This is a genomic window from Pedobacter suwonensis (assembly GCF_007833675.1).
Taxonomy (GTDB): Bacteria; Bacteroidota; Bacteroidia; order Sphingobacteriales; family Sphingobacteriaceae; genus Pedobacter; species Pedobacter suwonensis.
The window spans coordinates 2,985,405-3,009,463 of the sequence record NZ_CP031708.1; the positions used below are offsets into that span (position 1 = coordinate 2,985,405).

20 protein-coding genes are annotated in these 24,059 nt (G+C 37.8%); 2 read left to right on the top strand and 18 right to left on the bottom strand.

What is annotated here, in order from left to right:
• Positions 1-527 precede the first annotated feature (527 nt).
• From DV942_RS24220 to tssO, 18 genes are all read right to left on the bottom strand, one after another.
• Entirely contained in the window at positions 528-1,094 is a 567-nt protein-coding gene (locus DV942_RS24220) for a hypothetical protein (RefSeq protein ID WP_145857840.1), read from the bottom strand.
• Between the two features lie 53 nt (positions 1,095-1,147).
• Positions 1,148-1,972, bottom strand: a complete 825-nt coding sequence (locus tag DV942_RS12185; protein ID WP_145857842.1) for a hypothetical protein — start codon at positions 1,970-1,972, stop codon at positions 1,148-1,150.
• 92 nt (positions 1,973-2,064) lie between these two features.
• Entirely contained in the window at positions 2,065-4,332 is a 2,268-nt protein-coding gene (locus DV942_RS12190; RefSeq protein ID WP_145857844.1) for a hypothetical protein, read from the bottom strand.
• Between the two features lie 2 nt (positions 4,333-4,334).
• Positions 4,335-4,805, bottom strand: coding sequence for a DUF4280 domain-containing protein (locus tag DV942_RS12195; RefSeq protein WP_145857845.1), 471 nt, complete (start codon positions 4,803-4,805; stop codon positions 4,335-4,337).
• Positions 4,806-4,809: 4 nt separating this feature from the next.
• The gene (locus tag DV942_RS12200) at positions 4,810-5,814 is read right to left on the bottom strand and encodes a hypothetical protein (protein WP_145857847.1); all 1,005 of its coding nucleotides are present in this window, start codon (positions 5,812-5,814) and stop codon (positions 4,810-4,812) included.
• 52 nt (positions 5,815-5,866) lie between these two features.
• Complete coding sequence (locus DV942_RS12205) at positions 5,867-6,877, bottom strand: DUF2931 family protein (protein ID WP_145857849.1); 1,011 nt, start codon at positions 6,875-6,877, stop codon at positions 5,867-5,869.
• A 3-nt stretch (positions 6,878-6,880) separates the two neighbouring features.
• A complete protein-coding gene (locus DV942_RS12210; protein WP_186462299.1) occupies positions 6,881-8,386 on the bottom strand; it encodes a T6SS phospholipase effector Tle1-like catalytic domain-containing protein in 1,506 nt (501 codons plus the stop codon).
• A 41-nt stretch (positions 8,387-8,427) separates the two neighbouring features.
• Positions 8,428-10,269, bottom strand: a complete 1,842-nt coding sequence (locus tag DV942_RS12215) for a type VI secretion system Vgr family protein (RefSeq protein WP_145857852.1) — start codon at positions 10,267-10,269, stop codon at positions 8,428-8,430.
• A 349-nt stretch (positions 10,270-10,618) separates the two neighbouring features.
• Positions 10,619-11,014: a type VI secretion system tube protein TssD gene (gene tssD, locus DV942_RS12220; protein ID WP_090983662.1), complete on the bottom strand. Its 396-nt coding sequence runs from the start codon at positions 11,012-11,014 to the stop codon at positions 10,619-10,621.
• A gap of 122 nt (positions 11,015-11,136) precedes the next feature.
• On the bottom strand, positions 11,137-11,532 hold the full coding sequence (gene tssD / locus DV942_RS12225; protein ID WP_090496868.1) for a type VI secretion system tube protein TssD: 396 nt from the start codon (positions 11,530-11,532) through the stop codon (positions 11,137-11,139).
• A gap of 340 nt (positions 11,533-11,872) precedes the next feature.
• Entirely contained in the window at positions 11,873-12,445 is a 573-nt protein-coding gene (locus tag DV942_RS12230; RefSeq protein WP_090983660.1) for an NAD(P)H-dependent oxidoreductase, read from the bottom strand.
• 123 nt (positions 12,446-12,568) lie between these two features.
• Entirely contained in the window at positions 12,569-13,957 is a 1,389-nt protein-coding gene (locus tag DV942_RS12235) for a DUF5458 family protein (RefSeq protein ID WP_145857854.1), read from the bottom strand.
• An 18-nt stretch (positions 13,958-13,975) separates the two neighbouring features.
• Positions 13,976-14,422 (bottom strand): hypothetical protein, encoded by a 447-nt coding sequence (locus DV942_RS12240; RefSeq protein WP_145857856.1) that lies wholly within the window; start codon positions 14,420-14,422, stop codon positions 13,976-13,978.
• Between the two features lie 86 nt (positions 14,423-14,508).
• A complete protein-coding gene (locus tag DV942_RS12245; RefSeq protein WP_145857858.1) occupies positions 14,509-16,995 on the bottom strand; it encodes an ATP-dependent Clp protease ATP-binding subunit in 2,487 nt (828 codons plus the stop codon).
• A gap of 5 nt (positions 16,996-17,000) precedes the next feature.
• A complete protein-coding gene (gene tssR, locus DV942_RS12250) occupies positions 17,001-19,376 on the bottom strand; it encodes a type VI secretion system protein TssR domain-containing protein (protein WP_145857861.1) in 2,376 nt (791 codons plus the stop codon).
• Between the two features lie 41 nt (positions 19,377-19,417).
• Entirely contained in the window at positions 19,418-20,401 is a 984-nt protein-coding gene (locus tag DV942_RS12255) for a PKD domain-containing protein (protein ID WP_090983650.1), read from the bottom strand.
• Positions 20,402-20,435: 34 nt separating this feature from the next.
• A complete protein-coding gene (locus DV942_RS12260) occupies positions 20,436-20,921 on the bottom strand; it encodes a type VI secretion system transmembrane protein TssO (protein WP_159435233.1) in 486 nt (161 codons plus the stop codon).
• 10 nt (positions 20,922-20,931) lie between these two features.
• Positions 20,932-21,453: a type VI secretion system TssO gene (gene tssO, locus DV942_RS12265; protein ID WP_090983648.1), complete on the bottom strand. Its 522-nt coding sequence runs from the start codon at positions 21,451-21,453 to the stop codon at positions 20,932-20,934.
• Between the two features lie 179 nt (positions 21,454-21,632).
• Between tssO and DV942_RS12270 the strand changes: the two genes are divergently transcribed.
• Together DV942_RS12270 and DV942_RS12275 are read left to right on the top strand one after the other, a co-directional pair.
• Complete coding sequence (locus tag DV942_RS12270) at positions 21,633-22,067, top strand: GPW/gp25 family protein (RefSeq protein ID WP_145857863.1); 435 nt, start codon at positions 21,633-21,635, stop codon at positions 22,065-22,067.
• Positions 22,068-22,094: 27 nt separating this feature from the next.
• Positions 22,095-23,960, top strand: a complete 1,866-nt coding sequence (locus DV942_RS12275; RefSeq protein ID WP_145857865.1) for a type VI secretion system baseplate subunit TssF — start codon at positions 22,095-22,097, stop codon at positions 23,958-23,960.
• Positions 23,961-24,059 lie beyond the last annotated feature (99 nt).

Consider the following 24,059-nt stretch of genomic DNA (forward strand, 5'->3'; position numbering starts at 1 on the left):
TTCAACTTCTTTAAATTTTAGTTTTCCGTCGGCGCCTTTTATTGCTTGCGATCAGGCCCAAGTACAGGCTTTTTAACTTTCTTTTTCAAGTGTTCATGTGTGCCCTGATCGTATTGGCGTCATTGTTACCTTTATCTTTATATCTGGCTGAACTACCATTCGCAACAACGAAATCACGTATATAGCTTTTGGAATTTCAACGAATTTATATTCATCAAATTTGTTTTGCCCCAATTTATTGTATGGGTTTGTTTCAGAATTAACCCCAAGCAAGAAAATCGGTTTCGTCCCCAAAATTCGGCTCCATCTGTAATATCTTTTACACTGTAACAAACATCTAGTACCGCATATCTAACCAATTTTGATTTTTCATCATTTTTATCTGGTAGCTCTTTCTTATTTGGTACGGAAGAGTAACCGGAAGCAAGTAGTGAACGTCATGTTTTTTTGGTGGAAACAGCCCTATTGCGACTAGTAAAGGCTACCACATGAGCACTTTTATATCAGCATTGTTCACCACTAAGATTTTAAACTGTTTTTGGAAAAGACTTATACTGAAACCGAAAATCTAAAAATGCCAGGCATAGAAAATAAAATCCAGAGAAATATATAGGCCAGCTATTTTGATTTACGGCATGGAAAGGCGGAAGCAAATCAGCTATAAAGAACAAGGCAAAACTAATTATGAATAAAAATATATTCTTAACAAAGATCTGTTTGAGATCTTGATTGAACAGCAGCATCCCTTTCAAAGGCTCAATAAAAGCAAATAGCAATGGAGAGGCTACTTTTCGGCCATCTGTTAGTGTTAGAAAAGTTAAAGGAAATATTAAAAATCCGATCAACATGATGATGAAAATGAACAAACTGATTTTTTCCGAGATTGAGTTTTTTATACTTTTTCTTGTTTTACGATTAAATAATAGAAGTAAAATGATAATCCCTAAAAGATTATAAAAAAGAGCAAAGGGTGTAAGCATCATCCCGTTCAGATCTAGATACCTTATTTCCTTCCCAGAAAAAAAAAGCTGTTTGAAGTACAGAAATGAAAGCAGCAGATTGAATAAGAATATTATCGCTATTTTTTTCTTCATCAAAAAGGGTTCGATAAATAGATCTAGATTAATCTTTTTAGCTTAGTTGCAGATTAATACTGAATTAATTCCTCACTGTTTTTTGGAAGATATAATAATACACTCAAATCGCTGGTGGTTTCATAGCCGTCACTCGTTTTACCTGTTAATGTTAATACTTCGTCCTTATTGTCAACCCTTTCTAAACGAACCAATTTACCATTTCCATAAAATACAACATTGTATTTTGGCATCGGATCTAACTTTTTATGGTCTTCTAAAATAAAAGAATAATCAAAAAGCTCATTGATGCTTTGGTCCGTATTATAATAAAATACTTTAGCCAGCTTTTCATCGCTTGCCCTTCTGAAGGCAGCAACACTTACGGTATCGCCTTTTTCAAGCCAGACTCTTATTTTACCGTATGCGGCCAATACTTTCTGTTCTATATTTTCAACTTTATCCAACTGCTGTGCATTGGCCAATTCACCAGAAAAATCAAAAGGTACAGTCGCATTAAATTCTATTTCATGTTCAAAAAAAGAAAGCTTGTTATCAATGGCTTCTTTAGGAATGTCAAAATCTTTTAAAATAGTTTTTTCGCTGTTTGCAATTTTATCATTAGCGAAAAACAAAACCGTTATTTTGGCCCTTGTGTATTCATCAAAAGTTTTTTTACCTCCCGAAGGATAAATTTTGATTTTCAATTTCTGTTTTCCGGATGAAATAATATTTGCGTTAAAAGGAATCAGCGAAGAGAAACCGCCATCTTCCAAAGCATTAATTAATGGAATGTCGTTGCCAATTAATTCCACCTTACATCCACCTTTGTCTAATTGGACGGAATAATTTGGATAAGATTTATAGTTATTAATCGTTGTTTTAATATCAGTTATCATCTCTTTTGATCTTAATTTTTTTTCGCTATCATTTTTTTGTGTACATGAAGCGATAGTTAAAATAAATATAATGCTTAAATAAAGTGTGTATCTCATTTTTTCACAATATAAGTCTTTCCATAAGTAATTTTGTCTTTCCGCTCAACAATGGTAAACGTTCGTTTTATGGTTGTTTTTGATTTTTTTATTTGTCCCTTGATAATTAAAATGATTTTTAAACCAGTAAAATCTATTTGTTGTTCAATAAACACTCCATTTACATCTTTTCCTATGGATGCCCTTGGTTCAAAATAACTTTCTGCACTTCCAGATGCCTCTAGTTTATAATCGGCTTCAAAAACAATGATGTAAATTTTACCAGATGCCTTTATACTTAAATCTAGTTTTAATCCAACCTTACCTTTAAAATCCAGCTGTGCTTTATTAAATTGGAAGTCGAAAAACTCTGCTGTAACACTAAGTTCCCCAGATGCTGCCAAAGTGAATATTGCCTCAACACCTGACACACTGGCTGCAATATCCAATACCTTTATTACCTGCCCTGCAACAGGAATTAATTCTGCATAAAAAAGCAGATCCAAAATGCCTTCTGCTTTAAATAAAGGCGTAAAACCCAATTTTAAACTTCCTTGTGTTAAAACTTTTGCCGGATTTGCGCGATCGTGTTCCAACCACCATGATGCAGCAACCGACATATTGGGATAATGAAATTTCAATGTTAATGGCATTCTTTTGGCACCGCTAATTACGCGCTGAGCAAGCGTTTTGTTTCCTTTGGCCTTGTTTAAATGCGATGCTTCATCAACCCACTCTTTAAGTTTTACGAATACACCCAAAAAGTTTCTGATTGTCTGAACGTATTTTTCTCCAAATTCGGCTTCATTATTCTTATTGTTCCAAACAGCTTTAAGCGTTAAACCAAAAAATACTTCAGATTGTCCTGTGCTTGATAGTTTGTACCGGTTGAACCCAGATTTTTGAGCAGATTTTTGGTGCGCTTTAGTTTGCGCACCGGGTTTCATATTGGTATAACGCTCTTCCATAGCCATATCCGACCCGAAATCAAATTTAAGTTCCCATTTAATATCAGGATAGGCTTTGACAACAATGGTCGGAATAGTTGGCTGAGGATAATACGCGCAGCTATTAATGTAATAGTAAAACTGGTTTGGTGTGGTTGCGATAGGCCAAATGTATTGGATTGGAGAAAGGTTAAATCTCGACAAATCTGAATATATCCCTTTTTTAATTGATCCAGATGTCATACTTAGCCTAACTGATTTATCATTCGCATCTTCTTTCTGCTCAACCGCTTTAAAAATTACATTTTTAGATTTATGTACCTTTGTTCGACATTTATCTGTTTCATATCCATCTACTTTGACAGTAACTTCTTTTTTGATGTTTTCCCCAGGACTAACTGTTTCGTACTCAATACCATCAACCTTAGGTTTTTTACCATCAAATACTAAAAAATTTGTAGGTTTTGCTGCATCTATTTCCTTAATACTTTCCGTAATTTCTATTTTGCTGAATCTACAGGGGTCGTATTTTTTTGCATTGCTTTCTGCCTGCCCCACCTTTGCCACCTTATTATTTAGCGTGGGTGCAACGGAAGTTGTTGCTATTTCATTTCTGATTTTTAAATAAACGGCATGTAAATCCTGATTTAATCCATCAGACAAATATTTACCACTGGTAGGATCTTTAACTTTAACATAGAAATCTTCGTCATTACTAATATTTTTAATTTTTGCCATCCAGGAAAAGGTGTTGCCAATCTGTAGATCTACCTCTCCATTAATCACTTTAACACCATTAATAATTACTATTTTTTTATCATCCTGACCAAAGCCTAGGCGATTATAAATTTCAATAGTGAGATTATAGTTATTTAACCCCTCTGTTTGTAAATTAAGATGTACTACGTCTCCGTATTTTATTAGCCCAGCCTGATTTTTGATGTTAGCCCCACCAGATTTTTTGCTCCATTTAGAGCTTATAATTTTTGGCTCACACCAACCTTTTACTTGTAAGCCAGTATTTGCTTTATCTCTCTTTCCCGAAAGGCTGGCTTCTATATAATAAGAAAAATTACCACACAGCTTTTTAGGAATCATTAAGCCGTATTTTTGATTTGATGGCACACGCATTTGCTTGATTATCGTTTTTCGATCGGCAGATTGTCTAATCCATGTAACGCTTTTAGCTTTTTCTGCTTTAGTAGTATCAGCATGCCATTCTGAAACAGCAAAATAAACGTATTGATCGGGCTTTACTACACATAAGGTGCCAGGACTGCTTTTTTTACTATAAACCAATCCCTCAACACATTTGATTTTTTTAACACCTCTACTCATTTTTAAATACTTATAGTTTCTGAAATACCATCTTCAGTTAATAGATGAGAAGAATTTCCAGCAGGATTTAATACAGCCTGAACTCTTGGATCTGCCTTTTTCATATTCTGCTTGCTTACATCAGCCTGTTGCCCGTGTTTCAATACTTTAATGCAATCCTTGCCGCCGATAGGACAAGTGCCTTTACTATCTTCCAGCAGAATTTTACCTCCATGGGTCAAAGTAACTTTATTATAAAAGGCAGTCCATTCTGTAATGACAGCCGTGCAAGGCTTGTTATTCTGTTTAGCACATGAGCCAAAACAGTTTTTCTCTAAAGTTGATCCAATATCCTTAGTGCTTGCGATTAGTTTTTTAGAGCCGTCTTTATCATTCGCATATTCTTTTTTTTGAGTAAGTACCACCAGTTTATCCGGCGTACTACCAAAATTGCACAAACATGTTGCACCATGAACAACCAGATGTTTTTCCATATGCTTATTGAATTATTTTGTGTTTACTGAAAATCGACTTGAAAAAGCGGCTTATTAAATTTTGCTCACTGTAATTAACCTTATCCAGAAAGGAAAGGTTATGTCCCATGTTTGCGCTGGTCTCTTCATCTGTTACAATAGCGGCATCCATATTGAAAGCGCTTAACGCAACTGTATTCTCTATCCCATCGCTCCAACTCCATTGTGCAATAATGGAATCAATAGCCTTAGTATCATTTTCGAGCACGATATCAGCGTTATACTTTGCATTTATACTGGGAATATATTGATCATCCTCACTAATATTTTCATCTTTTGATATGATTTCACAATCGCCATTATGGTGGATTTCTATAGCGCCATAATGATTCAGATATTGTTCTAAGGTTTCTTCTACTTCAAAAGTATGTGGTACGGCATCTTGCACTAAAGAAAAATTTTTGCTCTGTTTAATTTTTCGATCCGAACCATACGATTTGTAAATGGAGGAAAAAAAGGTATTGATAAACCAATCATTCTGAAAACAGATATCTAATGTAAATGCATCCTGAAGCATCTGTTCAGTACGCATTAAATATTTTTCACTTTCTTCTCCTACAAAATACTCTTGCACCTTACTTTTTACCTGAGGCCACCTCCTTTTAATTTCATCGTGATTGTAAATGCCTTCGAAGGATCCATCTAAACCAACTTTAATGACAAGAGGATAGAAAACCTGACCGGTTTCGTAAGCCAATTGATCAGCAATAGTATCTGGTTCGGTATCATTAATATAAACAGAACTTAATCTTTCAAGTTTAAAAATCCTCAGTTGTTCATCGACCAAGGTTTTAACATAAGTGACCTTAATTTCATATTTAACATTAACTGGTTCCGCATTTGATGCTGAAAATGAGATGAGGATTCCATAAGAACGGCTAAAATGTGTTGGTTTCAGCTTTAATAAAACCTGGCTCGGGCAGGCTACCAAAGGCGCATGCTTTTCTGTAAATGTGGCTTTATCATCCATGTTAAACTTATTTAATGATCGAATATCTGCTGGTTAAAATGAAAAGCTTTAACTATTTATAAAAGGACTGTACTTTGATGTTTTTAAAACTAATCAGGGTATTATTGATTTTTAAACTCACGCTAGCTTCCTTTTTTTGTGCGTCGATTGCGACAACAAGTGCTGCCTTTTCATCTGGATTTATTTTAGCAAAAATGCTCGTGGTTTCTTGTTCATCAAACTTTATTTCTGTACGGATTTCTCTTTTCTTATCATCCATCCAATGCACGCTCAGTTCTTCAACCGGAGCACAAAGTTTAAAATCCATTTGCTTTAGGTGGTCACCGAAAATAAAATTCCGCTCTTTATTCAGGTAGTCAATATCCAGTCTGGAAATGTTTTCAGGCGCGGTTACTGTAATTTTCCAATTGTATTTTTTGCGCAGGTTATTCCAGTATTTGTAAGGAATGTTTCCACTCAATATTTCGCTTCGGGTGGCTTCGGGTAAGTCTTTAATTACATTGTTAATATAAGTATCAAAAGAACCTTCCATATCCGGATAAACACTTGTCCAATCAAGTTTATCAATTAACTGAGCCTGGTAATGTCCTATCTCAACCTGTTTATTTCTGACACCTGTTAACCACAATACAAGATCGCCACCCGGAGCCATACCTACTTTAATGTAGTTGAAATTACCCTTTCCGTTATCTTCAGTGTCATCTGGATAACCTGCTTCCAAAAGCGAATCTATTTTTTTGGCATCAAGGATAAATTTGCCTCCATAGTTCTTTTTTTCAGTAAAGGAAAGCCAGGCAATTTCCAAAACAGTTGGTGCTTCCTTAAATTTTTCACCAACCAGATTTATGGAGCCATTTTCTCCCCATCCGTAATCTACTACGCGACCGCTGGGAATATTTACTTTTTTCCCCTCACCATACGTAAAACTTCCTTTAAATATTTGAACAGGATAATTTTTAGGAGCACATTCTGTAGGTATCCAATCGTATTTTTTCATCTTTTCTTGGCAGGCACTAATGGTAAGTGCTGATAGTGTAAATAATATAGTGAATAATTTTTTCATATTTTATCGTCGGTTAAAAACGACCCTTTCGCGTTCTCCCTGTTTGTTTATGGCAGGTTCTTTTCCAATACCATCCCAGCTTGAAGAGAAATGAAGATACCTGTTTCTTAAATCATAAAGTACTTTAGCATCCTCAACCGTTTGCTGATATTTATCCTGAGGATATAAACCCCTATCTACCATATCTTTAATTGATCTCAATTGTCTTGCATTGTTGAATAACATAGCGGGTTTGGTTTTTAGGATTGCATAGGCTTTAAGTCTGATGTAAACATCTGAAAGTATTACTTTATTTCCAGCAAGTGGTTTATCAGGAATTTTATACAAATTACTTTTAATTTGAGTATCTAAAAATTTGCATATTGGTTTACCCATTTCAAACATTAAGTGGAGTGGAATTAGGCTATATTTATTACTTAATAAGCGGTTACCAATCAGTTTATAGGGCTGCTTATTTGTCATTTGATTATCCCTATACCAACCTTGTTCAATCAATCTGGCCTTTTCGGCGGCTACCTTTTCGCGCCAGTTATTAATGGTAAAAAGCTCTTCTGCAAGAGAAACATTCTCAACTATATTATCTCTATAACTACCGCCAATATCAGAGTGTACACCTGGAAGTGAAAGTTCTATTCCTGTAGTAACAGAAGTAAGTTCAAATTTCTCACGGTGCTCATCCGCAGCAGTAAGGTGAACAATATTTGAGGCCTTGTTAATGGCATTTAATTTAAGTTGGCCAACATCATCTCTGTGCTTAATTCCGTAAGCCGAAACAGTATCATACAATCCTGCAAACCTGATCTTGACAAAGTTGATTTTTAGTTTTTTCTGCATTTTTAAGCCAAAATGTCCTCTGGCAGGTAAATCTTCCTGTGAAACCATATATCCATCGCTATCGGTCAATATCCCTTCTTCTCTTACAGTTGCCTTATAGGCTGGTTTAGTAATCTCGTGTACAAAATTACGTGCAGCGGCGGCACCACGACTAAATCCAAAAACATCTACTGTAAGCTGGTTAATGTTTTTATTGGTCGCACTTTTAATGGTTTTAAGTAATGCTTCACAACTCGCTCTTACTTTGGATCTTATACCAGTTGACCCCATTCCTGTACCCATATCTACAACGGTATCGAACTCATCATTAGTAGTTCCAATTCCCTCTATATAAATGGAATAGTATAATGTTTCTTTTTTATACATTTTCTCCAAATGGTCTACATTGGTCCTGTCGTTTTCGTAACTGGTATTATCCTGCCATTTCCATTTCCATCCACTTTTGCTTTTATAAATACTATTTGATGCTTCTCTGTTATCTATGTTTTTCCTGTTATTTCCAGTTCCGTCAAAAAAAAGGCCTACTACCAAATCTACCAAGTCTTCTTTCACTACTGATTTTTCCGGATCGCCAAAAACTACGCCATCCGTGCTGTGCTCACTAACCTTTTGTGCAGCATTTGATTGCATCGTTTTGGCAAATGATACGTGTTCCTGCCTTGCAATTTCCTGCATAGATCCATTTGATATTTTAGTAATGTTGCCACGTACCATAACTAGAAAAGATTACTTTTTTCGCCGCTGTTATTATGAATCGTTTTAGCTGCGTGCTTGGTAATACTACCTTCTAAACTACTAATATTTAAGGCAGAAGACGCTGTTTTAGTAATATTAGTCGCTTCACTTTGAAAGCCATCAACAGCAATTTCCGTAATATTGGACGCATTTAATGTGTAGTTTTCGACAATGCTAACCTGCTGATTTGCGCCAACTTGTGTGCTCATATTTTCACCTACTTGTATAGTCTTATTTGCACCCACACTCACATCCATATTCTCCTGCACATTAATCTGCATATTTTTACAGTTCAAAGTCATGTTCTCCAATGCAGTAATGGTGATGTTATTGCCTTTGGTATCGATATGGATAATGTTGTTATGAATATCGGTAATTTTTATCCCCTGTGTACCTGGATCATCATCGAATTCAACCAGGTGACCGCTCCGGGTAATAATACTTTTAAGGTGGTTTTTAATTAAAGGACTACTGTCTACGCTGGAACTATGATAAACACTCCCCATCACTACCGGCCGCGCAATATTGCCTTCTTCGAAAGCAATCATCACCTGATCATCTATTTCAGGGATGGCAAAGTAACCCCTGTTATTGCCCCTATCTCCGATACCTGCACTTGGAGTAACTACACGCAGCCATTCCGTAACATCATTGGTTAAACATTCCCATTTAAATTTCACTTTTATCCGGCCCTGGCCCTGCGGATCATTATTATCGATTACATCTGCCAACTGCATATCGGGCTGCGGTTTTTCAAAGTTTTTTACCAGGATACGCTCGGTAGTGGATATTCTTCCCTCAAAATTATTGTGGTATTTACCATTCTCGTCGATATGGTGTTTGATACCGGTAATCAAAAATTTGCCTAAACTTTCTGTAGTGAACGCCATCTCTTTTCTAAGGCTCATCGTAATTTCAGCGATACTTCCGATGCTCAATCCTGCATTATCACCCCGGGCGGTAACTTTTAAAAGTTCACTGGTATTGGCCTTTTCTTCATTTTCAACCAGGTTTTTGATATCGTTGTTATTGTCAACCCTGATTAAAGCAGGTTGATTAAAAGTTTTGCTAAAAGTTAAGTTGGAAGCTTTAACCGCGTGTGACAGATCAGGGGTTCCTTCTACCTTGCCCGTACTTTCACTTTGCAGCATTTCGTTCTGCCTGGGATTATAGGAGAACCGCTTATTTTTGATCGGCGCGATTTCCATGGCATACTGCATTTCCTGCACATCTCTACCATAAAACAAAGATATTTCTTTCTGTATATTGGGTTTACCGAAATTAAGCTGTTTACCATCGTAAAAAAACCACTCGTGGTATTCGGCTGAGAGGCGATTTAAAAAAGCAAAATCACTCTCCCTATATTGAATAATATAATCAATAGATGAAGTTCTGGCAGCATTCGCCACAACCTTTAAATCGTTAGCGGAGGTATCTTTCGTAGCCAGTTTTACAATCTCATTCAGATCTTTGTCCAGATAAGAACCCAGATCGGGCCCACGATCAATTAAAATGGTGGGGCTATAACCGCTTACGATTAAAACACCATGGTAACCATGGTTTTGTGATAGTTCGACTTTAGAGACCAGGCCTTTAAAATTCTGCATACCTTCTGGCGAATGACCAAAGGATGCGGTTAAGGTTTTGCCTACGAAATCGCGGCTATCATCTAAAATGATCAGCCCGGGCGCGCCCATCTGATCGTGGTTGAAACGCAGCTCAAAGTAATGGTGTTCGTTAAAAGCCTGTGTGAGACTAAAGGAAGCAAAATGGGTAATTTCCTTATCCTCTATATTGATTTCTGCAATGAGTTTCTTTTCCATATTGATTAATCTTGATCACAAAAATTACCTAAGCTAAATCCAGTTGCCGGTTTTAAAGCATAACTCTTTTGATAAAAATGATTCCACTTTTATAAAAGGACTCTTCGGATGATCTTTGTGTGCGTATGCCAAACCAAACACTTTACCAGACTGGTAATTGTTTTCTACTGCAATATATTTGCGTTGGCCAGACATCATTGAGCTTTAATGTAAAAGTAGTTGACGGGATAAACCCACTACCGTGCGACGATAATTTAGATTTACTATATAGTAACATAATTGAAGCGCGTTGAACTAAATACGCCCCGAAAAATCGGGGCGCATCAATTAATTGATATGCATAAAAGGACTAAGCCTTAGGCCAATCGTTTTCATGCTCGGCATTGCCTAGTTTCAGCTTACGCGCCGATACCACAAAGCTTAAAGTCATAGGTGTATTGTCGTTTACTGCAATACCTTCGTTATATTGGATAATGTAACCATCTTCAAAAGACAGTTCTTTCATTTTTGCATCTTCTTCGCCTTTTTTAAAGATGATGTTGCCTGAAAGCGGCTTGTATTGGTTGTTCACCATCGATTCTATTACTGAAGTATCTTCTGTAGATTCGATTTCGATGTGGATGGTACCACCATAAACACCTGACGATGGACGACCTTTTGCGTCAACATCTCTATTTAATGAAAAGCTGCACTGTAGTACATCAAATTCTTTTGATCCTAAGTTTAAACGGGTTTTGAATGCCATTGTAGTAAAATTTAAATGTTTTTAAATGAATGAATTGCGCTGAGCGGTTGCCATAGGGCATGGCGTTCGGCGTGTGGCGTTTTCAACCTTACACCCTCTACCTTCCTACCCTCAACCTTAGCCTAGGCCTTCGGCCAGTCGTTAAGGTGTTCTGCATTTCCTAATTTTAGCTTGCGGGCCGAAATCTGGAACTTAAGCGTCATCGGATGATCGCCCACAATGTTTATCCCTTCGGAATATTTAACAATGTAACCATCTTCGAAATGAACTTCTTTCATTTTGGCATCTTCCTCTGTTTTCTTGATCAGAAGGGTTCCTGTAATAGGTTTGTACTGGTTGTTCACCATCGCCTCGATAATTGAGGTGTCTTCAGTTGATTCGATCTCAATGTCGATGGTACCGCCGTAAACTCCGGAAGAGGGTCTTCCTTTTGCATCTACATCACGGTTTAACGCATAGGCACAGTGAAGCACATCGTACTCCTTGCCCGAAAAATTTAATCTAGCTTTGAAAGCCATAGTTTTAAAATTTAAAGGTTAAAAATTTGATTATCAGTAGCCTCCGCTACTTTTCAATGTTTACCAAATATCAGGCCAAACGTGCCATATATTGCCTATCATTTATAAGCAAGCAAAATTTTTAATATACCGGATGGGCGTTTATCGCCTAAAAACGCAGTTATGAATTGCATTTTGTGGAAAAACTGTGGAAAAACCCAAACTATATTTATTGTAACAAATACATTAGAGTAGTTAAACGCACAACAAAAATGTAGCGATTATACACAAAGTGTAGCATTTTAGGACAAGTTGTTGCCAAAATGAAAGGCTGAACTTATTAGAAATAGACTATAGTCTCTTAAATCAGTTGCGATCCAAATTTCTCCATTTTAGCCAACCATTTCTGGCTGTAGTGATTTTCAAGCGAATGTAGTTCGCCTATGGTATTGGTCAATACCGGGCTCATTTTGCATTTTTCAAAAACCACTTTTTTGATAGAAAGGTAAGTAGTTTTTTTATTTGCTTTCCACTCCTTAAAAGTGGCTTCATCTAAAATGGATACAATTCTCGCAGAGCGGCCGCTAAAGTTATTATTCACGTTTTGTTGCTGCGTAGCAAAAACCTGATCAGGCATAAACAAACGGTCAAAAAAGCCTTTAATCTTTGCCGGAATATGATCCACATACACCGGACAAAAAAGTACAATATGGTTGCTTTGCCTGATTGCCGTTAGGGCTTTCTGCAAATCAGGCTCTAACTCGGCAATCTGTCTATTGTTAAATAGCTTGTTCGAGTTAAATATCAGATCGATAATGGCCAATTCCCTAACGGTGGCACCAGCACTTTCTGCACCTTGCTTATAAGCGTTAATCAGGAAATTTGTAGACGCGTTTTTTTCGATATCCCCATTCAGGATAAGTACTTGCTTCATTTTTTTTGATTAATCTGATTGGGCTGATGCATTACAAAATTATAAAGAATTTGTTAAGTGTTATGCATACCCCATAAAAAAACCCAACGCCAGGGTTGGGTTTTTATTTTCAGCTATCAAAAACTATTGCTGATTATATTCTGAGCTCCAGGTGGTACTTTCGTCTTCACCTTTATGTCCGTCTAGTTTTACCACAAAACTTTTGGCCGGGAAATACGGTGTAATGTGGATATCCAGGTGAATTCTGTCTTTTTGCTGCTCATCCCTTTCGAAACGCATAATCTTGAAACGCTCAATCAAACGGTCGGCACCCTGGATACCATCCAAAAATTTAACAATCTGTCCACGAAGATCCTGTTCGGTTTTGGAAGTCCAGTTCTCGAAAGCCCTTCTGTTCAGGAAATCAAACAATACTTTGGTAATATAATCGAATACACGCACTACTGAATAGGTTTGTAAACCAATATTATCGCCATTAAATAATGTTTTAGCTGAGAAAGCCATTACTTTACCGTACTCATTAACCATTGGCACTAAACCTACCCGCTCTAAATGAGAGATTTCACTTTTCTTTAAATCGAATTTCACACCATCAACTTCATTGATAGCACCATGTTTTTTACCTGCCGTAACCTGCGACATCAGGGTATAGTACATTTTACCGGCTAAAGCTGCCGATCCTGGCACGGTAAGATCATCTTCCTCTCCTACCTCAGCTACTTTACCACGTCCTACCAGCCAGTTACAGGTCATGATTACGTTTGATCTAAAGGCATCTCCGCCGGTGAAGTTTGCGGCGGTAAATAAATCAAGTACATCATCCGGCTGATCCAAATCGGCAAAATCGGTTACCAGCATCGCTTTATTGTTGTGTGCGATCTTAGCCCATCTTTCGAGTACTTTATTAGATCCCATATAACCCGGAACAACCATCAATGAATAGTTATTACGAAGATCCAAACGATCGTAATTCTGCTTTAATTCATCATCTACATACTCTATGAAACGCGGATTATCAAGATCTTTGATCTGATCCATTGAAGCGTTTAACAGCACCACGTTTTTCAGTTTGTCTGACTCGGTATTTTTATAAAATAAATGTACCGAACGATAAGCCTGTTCCAGTTCCCTGGTACTTTCTAACGCAGTAGCAATGTTCTTATTTAAGTTTTCTTCTGCAGCATTCAGTTTTTCAGTACTTTTTTCAACCATATCGGCCACCGAACCGGAAGACTCCAGAACTTCTATCCAAAGCTGGATTTTCTTTTTCAGCTCTTCGCGTTCTTTCTTCTTTTCGTCGCCGGTTAAAAAAATCTGTTTCCGTGCTTTCCTTTCCGGATTTAAATTCTGAAGGCCATCAACTGTTGCTTCCAACAAATCGAAACCGCCAACCCTGGCCAGTTTTTCTAAGTTATCTTTAAGTGATGTTTTTTCTATGGTTTTACCTTCTGCCGGTTTAAAACCTGCTTCGGATATATTTTGGTCTGCTTTTAATTCTTGAGGATTTGACATGTTTTCTCCGCGTTAAGATTATTTATTTTGCTCCAATTCATCAACAAAGTTCTTCAAAGCACTGATGAAGGCCGATTTAGTTTCTTCATCATCCAATGTAGCTTTTAAGGTTTTGTTCGATTTTAACTGTTTAATCACATTAAGCGACATCTCTCGCTCAATGTTCACATCTGTAAGGTAGTTGCTTTGATTGATGATATTTTTGACGCTGAAATCGCCCAGATCATTAAAATTTAAGGTTTCGCCAACGGTAGATCCATCCTGCTTTTCAAAAGCTACTTTTACATTTGGTTTATAATGGGCAAATACTTCCTTAACGGTTTTTAGTCCTTCTACCTTTTCTGGTTTTATGGGTTCGTTATCGGTAAGTTTTTGTACGAAAAGCGTTTTATTATGGGCAATCTCCGCGAAGGCTTCTGAGGTATCAATTTTCCGCTCATTACCTCCAATTTCATAGTTAAACATAATATGTTGATTTAGATTTACGATTAATTTATACTAATAATATAATAGTTAACATTTTAACTCAATTTTTGTTCCAATATAATGGCTTATGGCTGAATAATATTCCACTCTATTTTATCTTCTTCAGCATGTTTGCTTACTTTAATCTTCGATCCTTTTTTAAGCTCGCCGGAAATGATGTATTTGGAAATCGGCCTGCGCAATAGATTTCTGATCACTGCCGATAATTGCCTTGCTCCATATTTGGGCGTAAAGCCATCTAAAGCAATCATTTTCTTAGCATCATCTGCTATTTCAAATTCGATACCCATTTTGTTCAGCGACTGTACCAAACTGTTTAACTGAATTTCAAAAATGCGTACCACATTACTTTCGCTAATTGGTGCAAACGGAACAATTTCAGAAATCCGGGCTAAAAATTCAGGACGGAAATGCCCGGCCATAACCTCCATTAATTGGTTTGAAGCCGGAACCACGCCTTTTCCTATCTGTTCTGCGATCCATTCGCTGCCAATATTTGAGGTAAAAAGGATAAGCGAATTGCTAAAATCTCCCTCTTTTCCTAAACGATCGTGCATATGGCCCTCATCCAGAATCTGCAAAAAGGTATCGAAAACCGAAGGGTGTGCTTTTTCAATCTCATCGAACAATAGTACCGAGTAAGGCTGCTGCCTGATTTTATTCACCAACAAACCACCTTCTTCATAGCCCACATAGCCCGGGGGCGCTCCATAAAGCAGGGCTGCACTGTGTTCTTCTTTAAATTCTGACATATCGAACCTGATCATTGCCTTTTCGTCATTAAATAAAAACTCGGCAATTGATTTGGCCAGTTCGGTTTTACCTGTACCCGTTGGGCCCAGCAAAAAGAAAGACCCAATTGGCTGTCCTTTTTTGTTTAAGCCACTACGGGATTCCAATATGGCATCAGAAACAGCTTTTAAAGCCTGATCCTGACCTACTACCCGCTTTTTAAGGTATTGTTCCATATTGAGCAGTTTTTCCTTCTCACCAGCCTGCAGTTTTCCCATTGGGATGCCTGTTTTATAGGCCACTATCGAAGCGATATCCTGTTTAGAAATGCGATCGCTTTTTTCTGCAGCATATTTTTTTAATTCCTGCAGGCTGCTGTTGATATAATCCTTGTATTCATCAGCGGTTTCAAAGGCGTCAGTCTGTGTTTCATCCGTTAAACGGCCTAATAAAACCGGACTTAATTTATTTTGAAGTAAGGAATAAAGCCATTTATAATCTGCAAAAAGATCAGCTTCTGATTCTTCTGTATTGGCATTTAATGTTGCTAATTCTACCTCCAAACTGTCAATGGCCTGGTCGGAGGTATCGTTCATCATTTTCATGGCCGCCATCGTCCTGTCTAAGAGATCAAAAGCTGAATCAGGCAGCCTTCTATCTTTCATATAACGTTTGGCCAAACGCACACATTCCCCTAAAGCATCCGGCTCAATGGTTAAAGCATGGTGTTCTTCATATTTAACAGCCAGTTTCTGCAACATTTTTATGGTACTTTCTTCATTTGGTTCATTTACCTGAAGTACTTCAAAACGCCTGCTAAAAGCCTGCTCAGGCTCAATAATCTTACGATACTCATCAATAGTGGTCGCTCCGATCACAGTGATTTCGCCACGGGCAAGTTCTGGTTTCAGTAAATTACCAATCCCAGCCCCCAAAGGACCTTTACTATCTAATAAGGTATGGATTTCATCAATAAAGAGTACCGCTTTTTCAAACTGTTTTATTTCTTTAATGATGTTTTTTAAACGGTCCTCAATTTCTCCTTTATAAGATGCACCTGCAATTAACGATCCTAAATCCAATTCGAAAAGCTGAACCGGTTTTAAACGATCGGGAACGTTCTGGTTTACAATATCAATCGCAAAGCCATCAACCAATGCTGTTTTGCCTACACCGGCATCGCCAGTTAAAATAACATTGGGTTTGGTTCTGCGGCAAAGGATTTCCATCATCTGTCGGGCTTCCTTGTCACGACCAATTATGGGGTCTGTTTTGCCATCTCTAACCATTTGCAAGCGGTCCAGGCAATATTTATACAGCGCATTGCCTGTACTTTTATTTTCCGCACCAGCACTTGTTTTATCCGGCGCAACTACTTTCGAAATTTCTTCATCCTTTACATAGAGATCCAAAATTTCGCGTTCTTTAATCGGAAATGATTTTAACTGATCGGGCTGAAAGCCGATACCCGGTTTTGCAAGTGCGGTTAATACACAAACCGGGGTAATTAAATCTAACCCGAGTTTAATACGCACATTATCGGCTTCTTCAAAAATCACCGCAATTTCCGGGGAACCGCTAACGGTATCACTAAGGCTTGCCGCTTTTGGTTGTTCATCTATCCGAACTTCAGCCCATTCGCTGATATACTCCTCATCTTTACCGATGGAAGTGATAAACGATCTTAAACCTACATCTTTATGCATTAATCCTTTTAACAAATGAGCTGCAGAAAACACTTCGTTTCTGTATTCCTTTGCCAGCGACTGCGCAATATGCAACGCTGTTTTCACCGATTCACTTAAATTTGTAACTGCCATAGCCTCTAGTTGGTTGAAGGCAATACTGCCGGGTTAAAATTATTTTCGGTAATATAGTAGTAGATTTTGCCGTTCGAAATGAACTGTTGTTCAATCTGCGTAGCTCTCTTAATCTGCTGAACCGACTGATCCAATAATTTAATATAGGCTTCAAACTGATCAAGCGGCATTTTAGAGGTGTTCTTTAAATCGCTTACGGTATATTTCGATAAAAACTCATTGTTTAGAGGTAAACCTGTAACCAACTTAATGTAGTTTGTTAGCGTCATGGCCTTGATATCACTCGATGACATCTTCATACCCAACAACTGCTTAGGCATCCTTACATAGTTTTTAACCAGCTTTCTCCTGAAAGAGGATTGATCTGCCTGAAGGTTTTGCCCTAACATAATCGAAAAAACATCTACAATCTGTTTGTACTCCATATTGTTCAGTACAATTGCATATTGTAAAGTGGTCGGATTATTTTTTACTACATCGGCAGATATACTGGCAGTAGTATAATATTTAAAAGCATTATGCGGCATACGATCGGCCACTTCCATACCGACAGGCTGAGGTAATAAAGCTTCCACATCGGCTGACAGGTTTTTACGTGAAATACCTGTTAAACGGAAAGCACTATCTAAAGAGCTGATCTGGCTGACGATATCCATATTGGTTTCTTTTATAAAACGACGTAGGGCAATCGTCATACTCTGGTTGGAGTTTACCGATCCTTTGGTCGGGAAAACCACACCGCCTTGTATCAAACTATTTTTAGGATAGTCCAGATAGTAAGAAATAGAGTCTTGCAGGCTCGTGTTGTAAGGCTGAAAGCTTTTCAATCCTTCCCCCTTAACCATTGTATTTTTTCTGTACTCGGCCGCACGGATGGCTGATTCTGAAACCAGTTTGCGAGATTGGATAACAAAATCATTAAACGACTGGTTAAAATCGCTATATACCTGCAAGGCTAAAATTCGGGCATCGGCAAGGGCCACCTGCTCACTCAACTCATTGATGAGGTAATTATTGGTGCCGCCTGTGTTTCCGGTACTGCCCACTAAAATAATTAAGTTAGTTTCGTTCTTTTTTCCTTTAAATAAAGTTATTCCAGCTTTTAAAGCACTAAAAACCGGACTTTCAGTAATCTCTCCATTACACCTCATGGTGTTTTTTGCCTGGTTTGATAAGAAATTCATAAACTTCCGGTAATCATCCTGGATCGGGCTTACAAAAATACCTTGCTGCCCGCAGCCGGTTTCGCCCCGGTACACTACACCGCCATAGTTTACCTTTGTACCCTTACCAAAATCGCCCATAAGGTTTTCGAATGAACCAATGGTATTGGTCATCCCGGAAAGATATTTGGTCATTGGACTTCCTCCATCCACTACAAAAACAACATTTACCTTTGTTCTATTTTTGCGCAGATTCAAATAATCCTGATAAGAAAGGGATGAACCGTTAATGGTTAATAGCTTATTATCTTTTTTATTGTAAACATCGGTGGCAATGCCAACTGTGCTTGCACCATCATCATTTGAAACAACAGGTACACTACGCAGAATCAGGTTTTCTCTTGGTAATAAGGGGTCTATTACAAAAGCAGTTCCGTTATCGATTCCGTTTTTAATGGCCATTGAGGTAGAATCATCCTTGTCGTAATCGCCAGGTTTAATGGAGGTGATGTATAAACGATCGCCCCAGTGGTGTACTGCCTCAGCAGAAACCCATCCATAAACACTTTTCAACGCACTATCTGCAACCAACTGGTCATCAGAGCCGATCAGGTATTTTTTACCATCTTCTGATTTTTTATAGATGTAAGCAATTTCGTGCAACCTCACTTTTGCCCTTCTGTCTTTAAGTTCAGGCGTATTGTAAACCAAGATGGAATCGGTGGTATCGAAATAAAATTTTGGTTCGGTTAAGGCATTTTTGCCATTTACAATACCAATGGCTTTCTCAGCATAACCTGTTTTTTGGTTAGAGAATGCACGTTGCCATAACAGCAATTTTGATTTTGCTATCCATCCGTAGCTGATGGCGCTCTTTTTATCATTGATTTTCCTTCCCCTGATCATGCCCGCTTTATATTTGATCAGTTTCAAATAGCCGTTCTCTTCTTTAGAAACATAAAAAGGTTCCATAAAGCTGATTTTTTTCATGATAAGGCTTCCACCAGGCGCCGTTGTGGTATAATTATCTTCACGGTCGGAAAAAACAATCCATGGTAGGCTGCTTCTGCCGGTATTATCGTTAATATCTATGGTTTCGGCCGGCCTCTCGTAAGATTTAGGCATGTATTTTACTTTTTTGCCAAAGGATGCCGGTGATTGTGCATAGGCAAACGATATTCCTAAAAATAGGATGGTTAAGGCATAATATTTTTTCATATTCTATGTAGATGAGCTTAAAATTAGGTGAAGATGTTAATCTATTTCGTTTTTGCCGGCTGAGCATCAGTGGTTGCTGTTGTTGCGGGCTGGGCCGTTGCCGAATGTTGTTTAATATTTAATAAACTGGCACAGGTAGAGTTTGGCTTAATCGTTAACTGCGCCTCATCCACCGCTATTTCGCCTCCAAATGTCAAGCCCATACAGTACGAATAAATATCAGTCTGTTTTTTCTTCCCATTCATTTCTACATTTACCGTTACTTTTTCGTTGTTGCACATGTATTTGTTAATGAGGTAGTAATAGTTGGAATTAAAATCTGCACCGTTGGCTATGGCTTGTAAGCGGGCCCTGATATCATCAATGGTTTTACGTTCTCCATCACCAGGCGCAACTAAATCTTCAACGATTTCGGCATTTGGATCGGTAATCAGAACGGTTAGAAAGGCAGGCTTACGGGCTTTATCTGACCGAAGACGGACTACATATTTTCCGGGGCTACGGTAGGTATACAAGGCTGTTTTCCCCTTAACGTCAACGCGGCCGGTTTCGCCAAAAGACCATTCAAAATCTTTTCCTGGGCCATCGCCTTCGAGCCTGATCTCTTCGTTAACCAAACCAGCCGTTGGCCCGCTAATGGTGAGTATACTATCCAAAACGGGTGTGTGCACGGTATCGCGCACGGTAACCGGAAATTCCTGACGGAGTTCACCGTCAACGGTTAAGCGCACAATATAGGTATCGGGCTTGGTATAATGGTAGGTCCCTGTTTTTGTTGTCGCTTTTTCACCATTACCAAACTCCCATAACCATTTGGAGGCCTTTGGGGTATTATCGGTGAAAACAAGATCTTCATTTAAATAAATTTCATCCTTCAGGATTCTCGCATCAATTGTCCTTTTTTCGAACAATGAACTCTTGAATAAGAAAATCAGGCCTGTTAAGAGCAGTACAGCCAACAGGATGTAGAGAATAACATAGCCCTGCGAATTTGAATTAACTTGCTTGGTGTTTGTTTCAGACATAGGTAGCGTTTTTATAGGTTGTTTTTGGTGATGTTTATCTTGCAGATATGGTTTGCTGTAATTGACGTCTATTGGTGATACAATCATCTAACTGTCTTTTATGCAGCTCGATATCTGAAATATTTCTGTTTTGTTCTTGTCTATCGTAAAATAATCTGTCGTATAACTGTGCTGTATGGACAAAGATTTTATAGCGGGAATCTGATGCCTTACGGTCAAATGCAGCTTTGATTGAGCCTAATGAAAGTTGGATATCGTTTTTTAGAAAAACGGCCTGCACATTCGGGTTATAACGGGTAATTTGTTTAAAAGTAGTATCAATAGTGGGCATGGTTTCCTTAACCATATTTTCGAAAGCCTCGTTCTCATTAATCTTTACTTCGAGTTCCTCTTTAGAAATTTCATACCGCGATTTATCGCTATAGAAAATCCCGAAGCTTAAAAGCCCTACCGTAAAAACGAACAACGCTGTAAAAAACAGGAATTGTTCGCGCCTTTCTTTTATGCTTAATTTTATCATATCGTATTAATTACCTGCCGTATCTACCACTTCTTATTTTTTGTGCCGCCGATTGATTTGCCCTTTGGCATTCATTTATCCGTTCTTTATACCGCTGTATATCGCTCCTCGACTGGAAAAGCGAATCCTGCAGATCGGCCATTGCACCAACATTTTTGTTTAATTTCTCATACAGATCAAAACTCGGACTGGATTCAGTTTTTTTGGAAATCAATTCTTTGATCCGGTTATTGGCGCTCTGGATATCACTAAGCAGGATACTTTGCTTGCTCATTTCGTTTGCATTATAATCGCGATATTGGGCAAGCTCCTTAAAACGAACCTGAATAAGATCAAAATTTGTATTGATATCTTTTCTTAAGTAAGAAAGTTTATCGGTTTCTTTTACCTTTTTATCGAGTAGACTGTACTCATAATCGGAAGCTGCAAAGAAAAGATAGACACACAAAATAGAGAATAATGCAAGTAGCACAAAGTCTAAGATAAACTTGGTATAAGCACTCCTAATTTCGACGGCGTTAATGGGTTTCATAGAAGGTTAATAGTTTCGCATAACAATAGTTTAATGATTAATCTGACATCAAATTCACTTAAAATCACACATTTCTTCTCAAATTATCACCGTACTATAACAATTTTCAATATTCGTTGTTTGGTAATAAAAACGATTTTATTTCTTTTATTTTTAACAAACTTTAAGCCAAATCGTCTATGTCTGAAAATTTTTATCACAAACCCTTCAGATTTAAGTCCGTTTTTTCGGGCAGTGGCCTTCAGCCAACCGACCTGGGTAAATCGATTTCTAACCACATAGAGCTAATTATTTTTACTCGGTTTGGAGAACATCGGTTCAACAACGATTTTGGGTGCGAGATATGGGACCTTGACTTTGAATTAATTGTAAGCGAAAGTATCTGGGAGGAAAAATTCCGCAAATCGTTACTAAAATCGATTACCGACTATGAGTTTAGAATATATAATACTTCCGTTGAAGTGCACATTACCGAGGTAGAAAATGTATATCCGTTACGTAAGATAACCGAGATCAAAAAGAAAGTAGATATTAGTGTGAGGGCACTAATAAAAACCACCGGAGAAAAATACTTTTTTAATACCGCTTTATTTCTTAGCCCATTATCAACCTAAAATTAAAACGCTCAAAATATTCTACACATGAAACCAGTTTTTTATTCATCAAAAGATGAAATCAGGAATAGAATTCTAAAAAATGCCGAAGATTTTTGGAATGTAAGAGACAGTAACGATTTTGATCCACTTGTAAAGCTGATTATTGATGCCCTGAGCAATGAGCTTTTTAATGTATCCAATGATGTAAAAAACCTGGAGAATAGAATCTTCGATAAAATTAGCCGCATTCTTGCGCCGGATCATTTAACCTCATCGTTACCTGCCCATGCCATCATCCATGCCCGTGCTATTGAAGAAGAGGACTATTTATCGCCATATACCCAGTTTGCTTTTAAGAAAAATATCCTGCAGGAAAACGATAAGGCTAAAAAAACAGATATTTTCTTTAGCCCTTTACACACTGTAAAAGTTAAAAATGCAGCTATAAAATACATTGCCACCGGAACTACACTCTTTAATGTAGAACAAATGAGCAAACAGCCAGTGCTCAATACATTGCCTGGTTTTTCATTAGAAAAAAATACCCTGTACATTGGTTTTACCGGGATAAAGAACTGGATGGATTTTAATAAACTGAACTTATTTTTCGATTGGAAGAATTATTCAGTACCAGAAAACACTTACGACCTGTTATCGCTGGGTAAATGGTTCTATAAAGACAACGAAATTACGGCTTATACAGAAAGGTTTATGGACGAGCCTTTAACAGGTAAAATAGAAGCACCATTTCATCACAAACAGTTGCTTAATCTGGTTAAGGCCGATGTCTTACAGTTTTACAACAATAGATTTATTACGCTTGGCGATCTTAATGATTTCAATATTGATGACAGCCAGGAATTACCAGTTGCTTTCTCACACGTTTTTCAACCAAATGCGCTAAACCAGATTGACCCTAAAGTGAAATGGCTAAAGGTGGTCTTCCCCGCCGGCATTAACCAGGAAATGCTGAACGAACTTCATATCTATATTAATGCTTTTCCGGTGGTGAATAAAAAGCTAAGCCAGATTAAACACCGGCTTAAAACCATGAATAATATCATTCCGATTAAAACCGAGGCGATGGACCAGATGCTTGCGGTAGAAAATCTGAAAGACAATAAAGGCAAAAGCTATAACGAAATCCCTTACACCAATGAGAATGAAAAGGGGGATGGTTCGTTCTCGATCAGATATGGCGGCACGGAGCGTTTCGATACCAGAAATGCAAAAGAACTGGTCGATTATCTGTTTGAACTGCTCCGGGATGAGAAAGCTTCATTCTCTGCCTATGGACCTGATTTTTTAAGTACAATTCTTAAAAATTTAGAACAAAATATAGCACTTATCGAACAAAAGAGCCGTTCGGCATTAAAAGACATCAAAGAGTTACCTAGCTATATTGTATTAAAACCAATTGACGATGCCGATATTTTATTTCTGGATATCTGGGTAACACAGGCAGAAGAGGCTAACCACATTAATGCCGGTAGCCGATTAGCGCTATACGATAATAATAAGGTAAATGCTGAAAGTATTTTTTTGTTGAGCCAGACCAAAGGAGGCCGATCGAAGTTAAATGCAACGAACAGCGTACAGGCCTATAAATATGGATTGACCACAGCAGACCGGATTATCACCAAAGCAGACGTCATTAATTTTTGCCGTTACGAACTGGGCAATAAGTTAAAAGGCGTTACGCTGGCTAAAGGCATTATTATGGATAACAAGCCAAATGCAGGCTTTATTAAAACGACAGATATTATCATTGAATCTGCGGACAACCTTCAACTTAGTACACAAGATTGGGACGAACTTTTAAGTCTTACCCTGGCGAAATTAAAATTAAGAAGCACGATGAATGTGCATTATCGGTTAATGTTGAAGCCGGCATTGTATAGGGCGGTGTAATAATAGGTGCCCCATTTCTATCCGATTGCTATCGGATTGAACGCCGTATAACGGAGAGGTTTGCATAGATAGATCTCGCTTCCACATTACATCCGCTGG